General features: G+C 71.4%; 10 protein-coding genes. 9 read left to right on the top strand and 1 reads right to left on the bottom strand.

What is annotated here, in order from left to right:
• Positions 1 to 170 precede the first annotated feature (170 nt).
• Positions 171 to 4,115 (bottom strand): type VII secretion protein EccCa, encoded by a 3,945-nt coding sequence (gene eccCa, locus ACFC1T_RS35475; protein ID WP_375896073.1) that lies wholly within the window; start codon positions 4,113 to 4,115, stop codon positions 171 to 173.
• A 346-nt stretch (positions 4,116 to 4,461) separates the two neighbouring features.
• Between eccCa and eccD the strand changes: the two genes are divergently transcribed.
• The 9 genes from eccD (at position 4,462) to ACFC1T_RS35520 (ending at position 15,536) form a co-directional block, all read left to right on the top strand.
• Positions 4,462 to 5,922, top strand: a complete 1,461-nt coding sequence (gene eccD, locus ACFC1T_RS35480) for a type VII secretion integral membrane protein EccD (RefSeq protein WP_375896075.1) — start codon at positions 4,462 to 4,464, stop codon at positions 5,920 to 5,922.
• A gap of 210 nt (positions 5,923 to 6,132) precedes the next feature.
• On the top strand, positions 6,133 to 6,423 hold the full coding sequence (rpsO, locus tag ACFC1T_RS35485) for a 30S ribosomal protein S15 (protein WP_188302791.1): 291 nt from the start codon (positions 6,133 to 6,135) through the stop codon (positions 6,421 to 6,423).
• A gap of 455 nt (positions 6,424 to 6,878) precedes the next feature.
• On the top strand, positions 6,879 to 9,086 hold the full coding sequence (locus ACFC1T_RS35490) for a polyribonucleotide nucleotidyltransferase (RefSeq protein ID WP_375896078.1): 2,208 nt from the start codon (positions 6,879 to 6,881) through the stop codon (positions 9,084 to 9,086).
• Positions 9,087 to 9,204: 118 nt separating this feature from the next.
• Positions 9,205 to 10,557, top strand: a complete 1,353-nt coding sequence (locus tag ACFC1T_RS35495) for a M16 family metallopeptidase (RefSeq protein WP_375896080.1) — start codon at positions 9,205 to 9,207, stop codon at positions 10,555 to 10,557.
• Positions 10,558 to 10,586: 29 nt separating this feature from the next.
• Complete coding sequence (dapB, locus tag ACFC1T_RS35500; RefSeq protein ID WP_375896083.1) at positions 10,587 to 11,354, top strand: 4-hydroxy-tetrahydrodipicolinate reductase; 768 nt, start codon at positions 10,587 to 10,589, stop codon at positions 11,352 to 11,354.
• Between the two features lie 25 nt (positions 11,355 to 11,379).
• Positions 11,380 to 11,838, top strand: a complete 459-nt coding sequence (locus tag ACFC1T_RS35505) for a hypothetical protein (RefSeq protein ID WP_375896085.1) — start codon at positions 11,380 to 11,382, stop codon at positions 11,836 to 11,838.
• A complete protein-coding gene (thyX, locus tag ACFC1T_RS35510; RefSeq protein ID WP_375896087.1) occupies positions 11,835 to 12,566 on the top strand; it encodes an FAD-dependent thymidylate synthase in 732 nt (243 codons plus the stop codon). The genes ACFC1T_RS35505 and thyX overlap by 4 nt, the downstream gene beginning before the upstream one ends.
• 213 nt (positions 12,567 to 12,779) lie before the next feature.
• Positions 12,780 to 13,679, top strand: a complete 900-nt coding sequence (gene dapA, locus ACFC1T_RS35515) for a 4-hydroxy-tetrahydrodipicolinate synthase (protein WP_375896089.1) — start codon at positions 12,780 to 12,782, stop codon at positions 13,677 to 13,679.
• Between the two features lie 171 nt (positions 13,680 to 13,850).
• A complete protein-coding gene (locus ACFC1T_RS35520; RefSeq protein ID WP_375896092.1) occupies positions 13,851 to 15,536 on the top strand; it encodes a ribonuclease J in 1,686 nt (561 codons plus the stop codon).
• The last annotated feature ends 399 nt before the right edge of the window (positions 15,537 to 15,935 follow it).

The raw sequence follows: 15,935 nt of genomic DNA on the forward strand, positions 1-15,935 counted from the left end.
AGGTGTGACCCCGCCGTTCGGCAACTGCCCAGGTGGGTACGGGAACCGCAGCCCCGGCCCGGAAAGATCTAGGTAACGTTTCAGCACCTGGGACGCGGAAGGGGTCGGACTCCGCGGAGTCCGACCCCTTCACTCACTGTCCGTAGCGGGCGGCCCGTGGCCGCGCCCGGTCACTGCACCGGCAGCCAGCCCGTCTGGACCATCTGCCCGTTGGTCGCACGGCGTGACACGAACACCCCGCGGCCCGGCGGCAGCGCCTGCGGCTTGACCGTCCCCAGCAGCGCGCCCTCGTCCCGGTTGCCGGACAGGATGACGCCCTGCCCGCCCAGCTCGCGCATCCGCTGCATCACCGGCTCGTACAGCGAGCGCCCGGCGCCGCCCGCGCTGCGGGCCACGATCACCCGCAGGCCGATGTCCCGGGCGAACGGCAGGAACTCGGCCAGCGGCGCCAGCGGGTTGCCCGAGCCGGTGGCGACCAGCTCGTAGTCGTCGACGATCACGAACATGTCCTTGCCGGTGTACCAGCTGCGGTTGCGCAGCTGTTCGGCGGTCACGTCCGGGCCGGGCAGGCGGCGGGCGCAGGCCCCGCGCAGCATGTCCACGATGGCGGTCATGGCCGGCTGCGCGGCCGCGTACTCCACCAGGAACTCCGGCGGGACGGTGCCCAGCAGGGCGCGCCGGTAGTCGCCGACCACGATGCCCGCCTGGTCCGGGGTGTAGCGCTCGGTGATCTGCTTGATCAGCATCCGCAGCAGCGCGGACTTCCCGGACTCGGTGTCGCCGAACACGATGAACAGCGGGTCGGTCTCGAAGTTGACGAACACCGGAGCCAGCTCGGCCTCGTCCACGCCGAAGCAGACGCCGCGCTCCGGGTGCTCGAAGCCCTTCGGCAGCGAGGTCCCGTCCAGGACGGCCGGCAGCATCCGCACCTGCGGGGCGCGCGGGCCGGTCCAGGCCCCGTCGACCGCGGCGACCAGCCCGGCCACGCCGTCCTGGAGGTCGTCCACCGAGGGGGAGCCGTCCAGTCGCGGCAGGCCGCTCAGGAAGTGCAGCCGCTCCGCGGTGATCCCGCGCCCGGCCAGCGGCGGGACGTTCTGCGCCACCCGGCGGTCGACCTCGGACTCCATCGCGTCGCCGAGCCTGAGCTCGATGCGGTTCTGCAGCAGGTCCTTGAGCGCGGGGCGGACCTCCGCGTACCGGGCGGCGCTGATCACCAGGTGGACGCCGTAGCCGAGGCCGCGCTGGGCGATGTCGCCGATCACCGGCTCCAGCCCCTCGAACTCCTGCTTGAAGGTGTTCCAGCCGTCGATCACCAGGAAGACGTCGCCGAAGGCCTCGTCGGGCAGCTGCCCGGCGGCCCGGCGGGCCCGGTAGGTCGCGATGGTGTCGATCCCGGTCGCCCGGAACAGCTCCTCGCGCCGGTTCAGCACCGCGTGCACCTCGGAGACCATCCGGCGGACCTTGTCCACGTCCAGCCGGCCCGCCACCCCGCCGACGTGCGGCAGCCCGAGCAGCGACTGGAAGCTGCCCGCGCCGAAGTCCAGCAGGTAGAACTGCACCTCGCGCGGGGTGTGGGTGAGGCCGAAGGCCGCCGTCATGCCGCGCAGCACGGTCGACTTGCCCGAGCGCGGGCCGCCGACCACCAGGCCGTGGCCGGCCGCCCCGGAGAAGTCGACCTCCAGGATGTCGGTCTTCTGCTCGCGCGGCTTGTCCACGATGCCGATCGGCGCGCGCAGCCGGCCGCCCGGGTAGCCGGGCGCGGTGAGTCCGCGGTCGGGGACGACCTGCAGCGGCGGCAGCAGGTGGTCCAGGCTCGGCGCCTCGTCCAGCGGCGGTAGCCACACCTGGTGGGCGGCCGGGCCCTGGCCGGACATCCGCTGGACGAAGACGTCCAGCACGGTGTCCACCAGCGCGTCGTCCTGCTCCTGGACCTGCGGCGCCTCCTCCTCCACGGGGGCCGGCGGCAGGTCCACGAAGGCCGAGGTGAACTCCACCGGCCGGGTGTTCACCCGCCGGCCGCCGGTCGACCGCTGCTGCCCCGGCGCCCGGTAGGGCCCCGAGACGTACGCGGCCTTGAACCGGTCCATCACGTCCTCGCCGAACTTGAGGTAGCCGACGCCCGGCACCGGCGGCAGGTGGTACGCGTCCGGTACGCCGATCGCCGCCCGCGACTCGGCCGCCGAGAAGGTGCGCAGGCCGATCCGGTAGGAGAGGTAGGTGTCCAGGCCGCGCAGCTTGCCCTCCTCCAGGCGCTGCGAGGCCAGCAGCAGGTGCACGCCCAGGGAGCGGCCGATCCGGCCGATCTGGATGAACATCTCGATGAAGTCGGGCTTGGCGGTGAGGAGTTCGGAGAACTCGTCGATGATCAGCACCAGCGAGGGCAGCGGGTCCAGCGCCGCGCCGGCCGCCCGGGCCCGCTCGTACTCGTGGATGTTGGCGTAGTTGCCGGAGCGGTGCAGCAGCTCCTGGCGGCGGTGCAGCTCGCCCTCGATCGCGTCGCGCATGCGGTCGACCAGGGTGAGCTCGCCCTCCAGGTTGGTGATCACCGCGGAGGTGTGCGGCATGTCCGCCATGCCCAGGAAGGTCGCGCCGCCCTTGAAGTCGGCGAGCACGAAGTTGAGCGTCTCCGAGGAGTGGGTCATCGCCAGCGCCAGCACCAGGGTGCGCAGCAGCTCCGACTTGCCGGAGCCGGTCGCGCCCACGCACAGGCCGTGCGGGCCCATGCCCTCCAGCGCGGCCTCCTTGATGTCCAGGTAGACGTGCTCGCCGCCCGCGCCGACGCCGATCGGCACCCGCATCCGCTCGTGCTGGGCGCGCGGGCGCCAGCTGCGGGCCACGTCGAAGGAGCCCGGGTCGCCCGAGCCCATCATGTCGGTGAAGTCCAGGTTGGACAGCAGCGGCTCGTCGTCCCCGCCGGCCGAGGCCCGGTACGGCGCCAACTGCCGCGCCAGCGCCTCGGACTGCCACAGTGAGAGCAGGTCCGGCTTGCCGCTGTACGTCGCCCCGGAGGCCGAACGCAGCACCAGCTCCTGCGGGTTGACCGTCACCATCAGGTGCCCGCTCGGCTCGTCCACCTCACCGGGGACGACCTCGATGACGGTCACCCCCTGCACGCCCTCGGGGCCGGCCAGCACCGAGTCGTGCGGCACCCCGGCGCCGTCCATGATCACCACCAGGTGCGGCTGGTCCGCGGCGGGCGCCGCGTCCCGGACGAAGCGCTGGCGGCCGGCCAGCTCGTCCTGCAGCAGGTACTCCAGCTCGCCCAGGTCGGCGGCGCTCAGCCGGCGCGAGCCCGCGCCGTCGCTCTCCTTGCGGTGCTGGTTGTGCGGGAGCCACTTGGTCCAGTCCCACTCCTCGGCCGCGCCGGGGGCCGCGGCGACCGCGATCAGCAGGTCGTCCGGCGAGTGCAGGGTGGTCAGTTGGGCGATCATCGCGCGCACGTTCCCGTACACCGAGTCCGGGTCCCCGCACACCGTGATGTGGTAGAAGGCCCGCAGCGAGACCGCCAGCGGCAGGTCCTGGAGGGTGCCGTGCGCCTTGAGGAACGAGTGCATCGCGGCCGCCGACAACGGCTCCAGCTCGTCCATCGGCGCGGTCTGCGGCGCCACCAGCGGGGTGGACAGCTGCACCGGCCCGAGGCCGACCCGGATCTGCGCGAAGTCGCCGTCCGCCGTCCGCCGCTCCCACAGCCGGCGGCCGTCCTCGACGATCGACCAGAGCTGCTCCGGCGCCGGGTTCAGGAACAGCAGCGCGCCGCGCTGGCTCTCCGCCGTGCGGCGCACCTGGCGGCGGGTCTGCTGGAGGTACTTGAGGTAGTCGCGCCGCTCGTCCGCCATCACGGTCGAGCCGCCCCGGCGGGCCCGCACGATCTGGGCCAGCACCATGCCGACCGTCGAGACGATCATCAGACCGCCCATGATCTTCATCGGCGCGGCCGCACCCGGTGAGAAGAAGAACACCGCCGAACCGCCCATGCCGAGCATCGGCAGGATGCTCATCAGCCAGTCCTCGCCGCCCTGCCGGGGCAGCTCCGGTGGACTGACCAGCTCCACCGGCTCGTCCGGCACCGTCGGCGGGTAGGCCCTGGCCGGTCGCTTGACCATGATCACACCCATGCGTCACCCACCCCGCGGCGTCGATCGATCACTTCGGCATCAGCCCTCACGCGACTGCGCTCGGCCCGGTACGGGATTCCCGTGGCTGAGGACGCCCCACACAGCGCAGCCCCCGTACCACCTCGCGCAGGCGCCGATCCTACATAGCGGCGCACAGCGGGGCGTGCCCGCACCGACGGGGGCCGCACCCCGCACCGGCACCGGGCACGAACCGAGCGGGTAGGGTAACGCCGCGCCAACTCGCGGCCCGGCCGGGCCGGTTCCACAGCCACCCCGCGCGCCACCGTGCCGCGGCACCGTCCACACAGGGGGAGCGTCCAGTGCGTCGAAGGATCGAGGTGCCGTCGTGAGCGCGACAGCCGCCACGGGCTACTGCCGGGTGACCGTCGTCGCCCCGGACCGCCGGATCGACGTCGCCCTGCCCGAGGACGTCGCCCTCGCCGACGTCTACCCCGAGGTGCTGCGGCTGGCCAACCAGAGCCAGCCCGACGGCACCCCCACCGGCTTCCACCTGGTCCGCCGCGACGGCACCGTCCTCGACAGCAGCCTGTCCCTGGCCGCCCAACACGTCCGCGACGGCGACCTGCTGGCGCTGCGCCCCTTCGCCGAGTCGCTGCCGCCCGCCGTCTACGACGACGTCGCCGACGCCATCGCCAGCGCCGTCGAGGCCGACCGCCGGTTCTGGACCGTCGACCTCATGCGCGGCTTCGGCCTGATCGGCGCCGGGGTGCTGCTCACCCTGCTCGGCTTCGCGCTCTGGTTCTCCGACCTGCGCCACGACATGCACAGCCTGCCCGGCGTGCTGGCCGGCGTCGCCGCCGTGGTGCTCACCGCGCTCGCCGGGGTCCGCGCCCGGGTCTACCAGGACGCCCACGCCGCCGTCGCGCTCGGCCTCGGCGCCCTGCCGCACGCCATGATCGCCGGCAGCGGCGTCATCGCCGTCGCCCACCCGTGGGACGGCCCCGGCCGGCTCCAGTTCCTCACCGGCTGCGTCACCGTCCTGGTGATCTCCGTGCTGCTCGCCGGACTGCTCCCGGACAAGGACGCGGTGTTCGTCGCCGCCGCCTTCGTCGCCACCGCCGGCGCGCTCGCCACCTTCGCCGCCGTGCTGATGCCCGACACCCCGGCCGGGAACATCGCCGCCGTCACCGGCGTCGCCGCCGTCGCCGCGATCGGCTTCCTGCCCAGTCTCTCCGCCCGCTTCGCCCGGCTGCCGGTCGGATTCAGCGCCCCCGGCCAGACCCGCACCCGCAGCCGCGACTACGACGAGGAGGCCGAGCGCGCCGAGGCCGTCCAGTACGAGCGGATCGCCCACCAGGCCCGCCGCGGCCACGAGGTGCTGGTCGGCCTGGTCGGCGGCTGTGCCGCGGTCGTGGTCGGCGCCTGCGCCGTCCTCTCCTTCACCGACCGGACCTTCCCCGAACTGCTCGCGCTCGCCCTCGGCATCGCCGCCATGCTGCGCGCCCGGCTGTTCCGCTACACCGCGCAGGTCCTCAGCCTCACCGTCGCCGGCCTGCTCGGCCTGTGCCTGCTGATCGTCGGGCTGTCCCTGCACACCCCGCAGTTCGTCCTGCGCGCGGCCGGCTCCAGCACCGAGCTCGACCTGCGCACCATCTGGCTGGCCGCCTCCGTCGCCTTCGGGGCCGCGCTGCTCACCGCGATCGCCCTGGTGGTGCCCCGGCTGGGCGTCTCCCCGTTCTGGGGCCGCATCCTGGACCTGGTGGACAGCCTCACCCTGATCTCGCTGGTCCCGCTGGCGCTCGCCGTGCTGAACGTCTACCGGCTGGTCCGCGGCGCCACCGGCTGACCGCGCACGCCCCCGCCGCCGGGCGCCCGCCACCCGCCGCCCACCCGCCGACCGGCCGGGTGGGCGGCACTGGTACCCTTGGCCTTCGAGCGCAGCCGTGTGTCCACCCCTTCGTGGGCCGTCGACCGCGGACAGCGCTCGCGACACCGAGTTCTCGCAGAGTCCTGTGCTGTCGACCAGGACCGCTCGGTAGACCTTGAAGGAGTTGCAGTGGCACTCGCCTCTGACGTCAAGAAGCAGATCTTCGCCGAGTTCGGCCAGAAGGAGGGCGACACCGGTTCCCCCGAGGTCCAGGTGGCCATGCTCTCCCGCCGCATCTCGGACCTGACCGAGCACCTCAAGTTCCACAAGCACGACCACCACTCGCGTCGTGGCCTGCTGATCCTGGTCGGCCAGCGCCGCCGCCTCCTGCAGTACCTGGCCAAGAAGGACATCGAGCGTTTCCGTACGCTCGTCGACCGCCTGGGCATCCGTCGCGGTGCCGCCGGCGGCGCCCGCTAAGACCGCCGCAGGGGGCGGCTCCCCACACCGGGGAGCCGCCCCTCGCGCGTATGCCGCGGCGGGTTCGAACGCGGCACCCTGACATAACAACTCGCGCGCACCTCCCCAGGTGGCCGAGGATTGCACCGTAGGGTTGTGGGCATGCCGGGTGATGGCGCAGGAGCGCCACCCGGGCAGCAGACCCAAACCCCCCGCGGGACGAAGGCTTCAAACGGAAGCCGCCCGCATCCGAGAGAGCGTCCAGACGCGGACCGCCCGTCCCGGCCCGGCAGCCGTGAGGCGCCGGTCCTCGGTAGTGGCCCCCGGAACCCCCGCCGACGAGCGGGGCACCCCGGAGGCTTCGATCGAAGACCGGCCCGACTGCCGCCCTCCCTGGCAGGAGGGCCCCAGGGCCAGCCCGAGGCAGTGCGCGGGGACGCTCTCCCGGAGAACGTACGAAAGAGGAGATCTTCCAGGTGGAAGAGAACGTGTTCTACGCCGAGGCCGTGATCGACAACGGTTCCTTCGGCACCCGTACCATCCGCTTCGAGACCGGCCGTCTGGCCCGTCAGGCCGCCGGCTCCGCCGTGGCCTACCTCGACGACGACACCATGGTGCTGTCGGCCACCAGCGCGTCCAAGCAGCCGAAGGAGCACTTCGACTTCTTCCCGCTGACCGTGGACGTCGAGGAGCGGATGTACGCCGCCGGCCGCATCCCCGGCTCGTTCTTCCGTCGCGAGGGCCGGCCCTCCGAGGACGCGATCCTCACCTGCCGCCTGATCGACCGCCCGCTGCGCCCGTCCTTCGTCAAGGGCCTGCGCAACGAGGTCCAGGTCGTCTGCACGATCATGGCGCTCAACCCCGACCACCTGTACGACGTGGTCGCCATCAACGCCGCCTCCGCCTCCACCCAGCTGGCGGGCCTGCCGTTCTCCGGCCCGATCGGTGGCGTCCGCGTCGCGCTGATCAAGGGCCAGTGGGTCGCCTTCCCGACCCACAGCGAGCTGGAGTCGGCCGTCTTCGACATGGTCGTCGCCGGTCGCGTCCTGCCGGACGGCGACGTCGCGATCATGATGGTCGAGGCCGAGGCCACCGACAAGACCATCAAGCTGGTCGAGGGCGGCGCCGAGGCGCCGACCGAGGACGTCGTCGCCGCCGGTCTGGACGCCGCGAAGCCGTTCATCAAGGTGCTGTGCGCCGCCCAGTCGCAGCTCGCCGCCCAGGCCGCCAAGCCGACCGCCGACTTCCCGGTCTTCCTGGACTACCAGGACGACGTCCTGGCCGCGCTGACCGCCGCCGTCAAGGACGAGCTGGCCAAGGCCCTCACCATCCCGGGCAAGCAGGAGCGCAACGCCGAGCTGGACCGCGTCAAGGCGGTCGCCGCCGAGAAGCTGCTCCCCGAGTTCGAGGGTCGCGAGAAGGAGATCAGCGCCGCCTACAACGCGCTGACCAAGAAGGTCGTCCGCGAGCGCGTCATCAAGGACAAGGTCCGCATCGACGGCCGCGGTGTCACCGACATCCGCACCCTGGCCGCCGAGGTCGAGGCCATCCCGCGCGTCCACGGCTCGGCCCTGTTCGAGCGCGGCGAGACCCAGATCCTGGGCGTCACCACGCTGAACATGCTCCGGATGGAGCAGCAGCTCGACACGCTCTCCCCGGAGACGCGTCGCCGCTACATGCACAACTACAACTTCCCGCCGTACTCGGTCGGCGAGACCGGCCGCGTGGGCTCGCCCAAGCGTCGCGAGATCGGCCACGGCGCCCTCGCCGAGCGCGCCATCCTCCCGGTCCTGCCGACCCGCGAGGAGTTCCCCTACGCGATCCGCCAGGTCTCCGAGGCGCTGAGCTCCAACGGCTCCACCTCGATGGGCTCGGTCTGCGCCTCGACCATGTCGCTGCTGAACGCCGGTGTGCCGCTCAAGGCCGCCGTCGCCGGCATCGCCATGGGCCTGATCTCCCAGGAGATCGACGGCGAGACCCACTACGTCGCGCTGACCGACATCCTCGGTGCCGAGGACGCGTACGGCGACATGGACTTCAAGGTCGCCGGTACCCGCAACTTCATCACCGCGCTGCAGCTCGACACCAAGCTGAACGGCATCCCGGCCTCCGTGCTGGCCGCCGCGCTCAAGCAGGCCAAGGACGCCCGCCTGCACATCCTCGACGTGATGAACGAGGCCATCGACTCGCCCGACGAGATGTCCCCGAACGCGCCGCGGATCATCACCATCAAGATCCCGGTGGACAAGATCGGTGAGGTCATCGGCCCCAAGGGCAAGATGATCAACCAGATCCAGGAGGACACCGGCGCCGAGATCACGATCGAGGACGACGGCACCATCTACATCGGTGCCGCCGACGGCCCGGCCGCCGAGGCCGCCCGCACCACGATCAACCAGATCGCCAACCCGACCATGCCGGAGGTCGGCGAGCGCTACCTGGGCACCGTGGTCAAGACCACGACGTTCGGCGCGTTCGTGTCGCTCATGCCGGGCAAGGACGGCCTGCTGCACATCTCGCAGATCCGCAAGCTGGCCGGCGGCAAGCGCGTCGAGAACGTCGAGGACGTCCTCGGCGTCGGCGCCAAGGTGCAGGTCGAGATCGCCGAGATCGACCCGCGCGGCAAGCTCTCCCTGATCCCGGTCGTCGAGGGCGAGGAAGGCGGCGAGGCCGCTTCCGAGTGAAGCGCCGCTAGCTGACCCTTGCGGCCCGTACGCCTCCCGGCGTGCGGGCCGCACCCTGTTGTCCACGCGTTCGTCCGTACGTGCCATTCCACGTGCGTTTCCTCTGGAGGTACCCCCCGTGGCCCAGGCCCCGGCGGTAAAGCAGCGTCCCGGCTCCACCCGGACCCTGCTCAAGGGCGTCGACGGCGCCGGCACGGTGCGCCGCACCGTCCTCCCCGGCGGCCTGCGGGTCGTCACCGAGACCCTGCCGACGGTGCGCTCCGCGACCTTCGGCATCTGGGTCGGCGTCGGCTCCCGGGACGAGACCCCGCAGCTCAACGGCGCCACCCACTACCTGGAGCACCTGCTCTTCAAGGGCACCGAGCGGCGCAGCGCGCTGGACATCTCGGCGGCCCTGGACGCGGTCGGCGGCGAGATGAACGCCTTCACCGCGAAGGAGAACACCTGCTACTACGCCCGGGTCCTGGACACCGACCTGCCGCTGGCCATCGACGTGGTCTGCGACATGCTCACCGGCTCGCTGATCCGCGCCGAGGACGTCGACGCCGAACGCGGCGTCATCCTCGAGGAGATGGCGATGGCCGAGGACGACCCGGGTGACGTCGTCCACGACCTGTTCGCCAAGGTGATCTTCGGCAGCGGCCCGCTCGGCCGCCCGATCCTCGGCACCCAGGAGACCATCAAGGCCCTCACCCGGGACCAGGTCGCCGGCTTCTACCACCGCCGCTACCGCCCGGAGAACCTGGTCGTCGCGGCGGCCGGCAACCTCGACCACCGCAAGGTCGTCAAGCAGGTCCAGGAGGCCTTCGCGCCGGTGCTGGCCCGCTCCACCGCGGCGCCCGCCGAGGCCCGCCGCGGCGTCAAGGCGCTGCGCACGGCCGGCCGGGTCGAGGTGCTCAACCGCTCCACCGAGCAGGCCCACCTGGTGCTGGGCGTGCCCGGCGTGCCCCGGCACGACGAGCGCCGCTGGGCGATGGGCGTGCTCAACGCGGCCCTGGGCGGCGGGATGAGCTCCCGGCTGTTCCAGGAGGTCCGGGAGAAGCGCGGCCTGGCCTACTCCGTCTACTCGTACTCCTCCTCCTACGCGGACAGCGGCCTGTTCGGCATCTACGCCGGCTGCCAGCCCAAGCGGGTCGAGGAGGTGCTGCGGATCTGCCGCGAGGAGCTCGCCAAGGTGGTCGCCGACGGCATCACCGAGGAGGAGCTGCAGCGCGCGATCGGCCAGATCTCCGGCTCCACCGTGCTCGGCATGGAGGACACCGGCTCGCTGATGAACCGGATCGGCAAGGCCGAACTCAGCTACGGGCACCACCTGTCGGTGGACGACATGCTGGCGCGGATCGCCGCGGTGACCCTGGAGGACGTCCACGCGGTGGCCCGTGATGTGCTGGGCGCGTACCGGCCGTCGCTGGCGCTGATCGGGCCGGTCAACGACAAGCGGGCCGCCCGGCTCGCCGATCTGCTGGTCTGAGGATTGTCCCCCCGGAGAGGAACGTCGCTATGACGCTGCGTGTCGCCGTGATCGGTGCCAACGGACGGATCGGCTCGGAGGCGGTCAAGGCCGTCGAGGCCGCGCCGGACCTGGAGCTGGTGGCCACCCTCGGCCGCGGCTCCAGGCTGGAGGAGCTGACCGAGGCCGGTGCCCAGGTCGCCGTCGAACTCACCCACCCGGACTCGGTGATGGGCAACCTCGACTACTGCGTCCACCACGGCATCCACGTGGTCACCGGCACGACCGGCTGGGACGACCTGCGGCTGGCCGAGCTGGAGGGCTGGCTCGTCCCGGCCGAGGCCACCGGCCGTCCGCCGCTGCCCGTCGGCGTCCTGATCGCGCCCAACTTCTCCATCGGCGCGATCCTCGGCATGAAGTTCTCCCAGCTGGCGGCGAAGTACTTCGAGTCGGTCGAGGTGGTCGAACTCCACCACGACCGCAAGGCCGACGCCCCCAGCGGCACCGCCACCCGCACCGCCCAGCTGATCGCCGCGGCCCGCGCCGAGGCCGGCCGGCCGAAGCAGCAGGACCCGACCACCCACAGCCTGCCCGGCGCGCGCGGCGCCGACGTGGACGGGGTGCCGGTGCACGCCGTACGGCTGCGCGGCCTGCTCGCCCACCAGCAGGTGATGTTCGGCGACACCGGCGAGACGCTCACCATCCGGCACGACTCGCTGCACCACAGCAGCTTCATGCCGGGCATCCTGCTGGGCGTGCGCAAGGTCGTCGAGACCCCGGGGCTGACCTTCGGCCTCGAACACTTCCTGGACGTGTGACCGTGGTGAACCCCAGGAGCGCGACATGACCTCCCGTACCGGTTTCTTCGTCCTGTCCGGCGTACTGCTGCTGGTCGCCCTCCTCTGCGTGGGGGAGGGCGTCCAGCTGGTCGCCACCGGAAAGCCGCTCGGCATCGGCATCGGCCTCTGCGCCTTCGTGATCCCGGTGATCGGCATCTGGTTCCTGCGCCAGACCGTCCGCTTCGGCCGGGCCAGCGAGCAGCTCGCCCGCGAGCTGGAGGCCGAGGGCGGCCTGCCGGTGGACGAGCTCCGGCGCACCGGCGGCGGACGGATCGACCGGGCCTCGGCCGACGCGGTGTTCACCCGCCGCCAGGCCGAGGCGGAGGCCGCGCCGGGCGACTGGCGGGTCTGGTTCCGCCTCGCCGTGGCCTACGCCGACGCCGGCGACACCCCGCGCGCCCGCAAGACCATGCAGCACGCCATCAAGCTGCACAGCACCGAACCCGCAAGGAGTAACGCGTGAGCGACGAACCGACGGCCCCCAGCTTCCGGAGCGACGTGACGGTGGAGCTGGTCCGCAGCGCCGCCGCCGATTCGGACGTCATCTGGTCGGCCCGGGTGTCGACCGCGGGGGAGCAGTCCCTGGAGGCGCTCCAGCAGGACCCGGAGAAGTCCAAGGGCCTGATCAACTTCCTGATGCGCGACCGGCACGGCACGCCGTTCGAGCACAACTCGATGACCTTCTTCATCAGCGCGCCGATCTTCGTGTTCCGCGAGTTCCACCGGCACCGCAGCGGCTGGTCGTACAACGAGGAGTCCGGCCGCTACCGCGAGCTGGAGCCGGTCTTCTACGTCCCGGGCACCGACCGCAAGCTGGTCCAGCAGGGCCGTCCGGGCAAGTACGAGTTCCACGAGGGCACCCCGGAGCAGCACGGGACCACCACCGGGGCGATGGAGGCCGCGTACCGCGAGTCCTACGCCCGCTACCAGGAGATGCTGGCGGCCGGCGTGGCCCGCGAGGTGGCCCGGGCGGTGCTGCCGGTCGGCCTGTTCTCCTCGATGTACGCGACCTGCAACGCGCGCTCGCTGATGCACTTCCTCTCGCTGCGCACCCGGCGGGAGAACTCGGCGGTGCCGTCCTTCCCGCAGCGCGAGATCGAGATGGTCGCGGAGCGGATGGAGGAGCAGTGGGCGCAGCTCATGCCGCTCACCCATGCGGCCTTCGAGAAGCACGGCCGGGTCGCCCCCTGACCTGGGACGACAGGCATATGGGCAGAGTGTCGGGCATGTCTGGATTGCGGCTTTTCTGGCCGCTCCCTACATTCGTGACCACGGATCCCGGTGCTGCCCGAACCCCCGAGCGGGCAGCACCGGGATCCCATCCCCCGCCCCTGGCCTGCTCACCTGTCCGAACCCTGGACCGGCATGGGTACCGCCCCACCGCCTACGAGTAGCTTTGGACGCATGGCTCCGACCTCCACCCCCCAGACGCCGTTCGGCCGGGTACTGACCGCGATGGTCACCCCGTTCACCGCCGACGGCGCGCTCGACCTCGACGGCGCCCAGCGCCTCGCCACGCACCTCGTCGACTCCGGGAACGACGGCCTCGTCGTCAACGGCACCACCGGTGAGTCCCCGACCACCAGCGACGCCGAGAAGGCCCAGCTCGTCCGCGCCGTGGTGGAGGCGGTCGGGGACCGTGCCCACGTGGTGGCCGGGGTCGGCACCAACGACACCCACCACAGCGTCGAACTGGCCCGCCAGGCGGAGGCGGCCGGGGCGCACGGCCTGCTGGTCGTCACGCCGTACTACAACAAGCCCCCGCAGGAGGGCCTGTACCGGCACTTCACGCAGGTCGCCGACGCCACCGGCCTGCCGGTCATGGCGTACGACATCCCGGGCCGCAGCGGGGTCGCGCTGAGCCACGAGACCCTGGTCCGGCTCGGCGAGCACCCGCGGATCGTCGCCAACAAGGACGCCAAGGGCGACCTCGGCGCGGCGGCCTGGGCGATCGCCCGCTCCGACCTCGCCTGGTACTCCGGCGACGACATCCTGAACCTGCCGCTGCTGTCCGTCGGGGCCGCCGGCGTGGTCAGCGTCGTCGGGCACGTGGTCGCCGGTGAGTTGAAGGCCATGATCGAGGCCTACCTGGTTGGCGATGTGGCCAAGGCCACCGCCGTCCACCAGGGCCTGCTGCCGGTGTTCACCGGTATGTTCCGCACCCAGGGCGTGATCCTCACCAAGGCCGCGCTGGACCTCCAGGGCCTGCCCGCCGGGCCGCTGCGCCTGCCCCTGGTCGGCGCGACGTCCGAGGAGATCGACCGATTGAAGCAGGATCTCGCCTCCGGCGGGGTACACCTGTAGCAGACACAGACGTGCGCGCCCCGGCTCGCCGGACCCGACCGGGTCCGCCGCTGGACCGGACCGAAGGCGCGAGAGCACAGACCCAGTAGGAAGAACGACACTGAGTACGCACGCCATATGTCTCCAGGGGGAGGACCCCGGGCATATGGCGTGCGTCGTGAGGAGAGTCTTTTGAGCCACCCGCACCCCGAACTCGGCGCGCCCCCGGCCCTCAAGGAGGGCGCCCTCCGCATCACTCCGCTCGGCGGCCTCGGCGAGATCGGCCGCAACATGACGGTCCTCGAGTACGGCGACCGCATCCTGATCATCGACTGCGGCGTCCTCTTCCCCGAGGACGAGCAGCCCGGCGTGGACCTGATCCTCCCGGACTTCAGCTACATCCGGGACCGCCTCGACAAGGTCGACGGCATCGTCCTCACCCACGGCCACGAGGACCACATCGGCGCCGTCCCGTTCCTCCTGCGGGAGAACCCGGACATCCCGCTGATCGGCTCCAAGCTGACCCTCGCCCTGATCGAGGCCAAGCTCGCCGAGCACCGCATCCGGCCGTACGTGCTGGAGGTCAAGGAGGGCGAGCGCGAGCGCATCGGCCCCTTCGACTGCGAGTTCATCGCGGTCAACCACTCCATCCCGGACGCCCTCGCCGTGGCGGTCCGCACCCCCGCCGGCATGGTCGTGGCCACCGGTGACTTCAAGATGGACCAGCTGCCGCTGGACGGCCGCCTCACCGACCTGCCGACCTTCGCCAAGCTGGCGGAGGAGGGCATGGACCTGCTGCTGGTGGACTCCACCAACGCCGAGGTCCCCGGCTTCATCCCGCACGAGCGCGACATCTCGGCCGCGCTGCGAAACGTTTTCGCGAACGCCGACAAGCGCATCATCGTCGCGTCCTTCGCCAGCCACGTGCACCGCATCCAGCAGGTGCTGGACGCCGCGCACGAGTACAAGCGCAAGGTCGCCTTCGTCGGCCGCTCGATGGTCCGCAACATGGGCATCGCCCGTGACCTCGGGTACCTCAAGGTCCCCGGCAACATGGTCGTCGACGTCAAGCAGCTCGACGACCTGCCGGACAAGGAGGTCGTGCTGATCTGCACCGGCTCCCAGGGCGAGCCGATGGCGGCGCTGTCCCGGATGGCCAACCGCGACCACCAGATCCGCATCGTGGAGGGCGACACCGTCGTCCTGGCGTCCTCGCTCATCCCGGGCAACGAGAACGCCGTCTACCGCGTGATCAACGGCCTGACCCGCTGGGGCGCCAAGGTCGTGCACAAGGGCAACGCCAAGGTGCACGTCTCCGGCCACGCCTCGGCCGGCGAGCTGCTGTACTTCTTCAACATCTGCAAGCCGCGCAACCTGATGCCGGTCCACGGCGAGTGGCGCCACCTGCGGGCCGCCGCCGAGCTCGGCATCGCCACCGGCGTGCCGCGCAACCGCGTGGTCATCGCCGAGGACGGCGTCTGCGTCGACCTGGAGAAGGGCGTCGCCCGGATCGTCGGCAAGGTCCGGGCCGGCTACGTCTACGTCGACGGCGCCTCGGTCGGCGACATCACCGAGGCCTCGCTCAAGGACCGCAGGATCCTCGGCGAGGAGGGCTTCATCTCGGTCTTCGTCGCGGTCGACACGACCAACGGCAAGCTGGTCGGCAGCCCGACCATCCAGGCCCGCGGCTCCGGCATCGACGACAACGCCTTCGTGCCGGTCGTCGCCAAGCTCCAGGAGGCCCTGGACCGCTCGGCGAGCGACGGCGTGCTGGAGCCCCGCCAGGTGCAGCAGCTCGTCCGCCGGACCATCGGCAAGTGGGTCGCGGACAACTACCGCCGCCGGCCGATGATCCTGCCGGTCGTCGTCGAGGTCTGAGCCCCGCTCCAGACCCTCGTCCGGCCCCGCTGAGGCTGGTTTGACGTGGGGCGACCCGGTGCGTAATGTTCTCCGGGTTGCCCCACGGGACGAGCCCCAAGGAAGTCCTCGAATACGAATGCGAATTCGAGAACTACCGGGAAAACGGACCGAGAAACTCTGGTAGAGTTCGGGAGCGCCGAAAGGCAAAAGCCAAATCGGATGAATGAAACTCCGGAAAACGGAGCGGAAAACATCTGATAAGCTTGAAACACGAAAGAACGAAGCGCCCGGAGGGCCCGCTGGAAGGCGGCCCGAAGGAAGTGTCCGTTCCTTGAGAACTCAACAGCGTGCCAAAAGTCAACGCCAGATATGTTGACATCCCCGGCCTCGATCGTCTGATCGGGGTTGGAGATTCCT

It is taken from the genome of Kitasatospora sp. NPDC056076, assembly GCF_042266305.1.
Taxonomy (GTDB): Bacteria; Actinomycetota; Actinomycetes; order Streptomycetales; family Streptomycetaceae; genus Kitasatospora.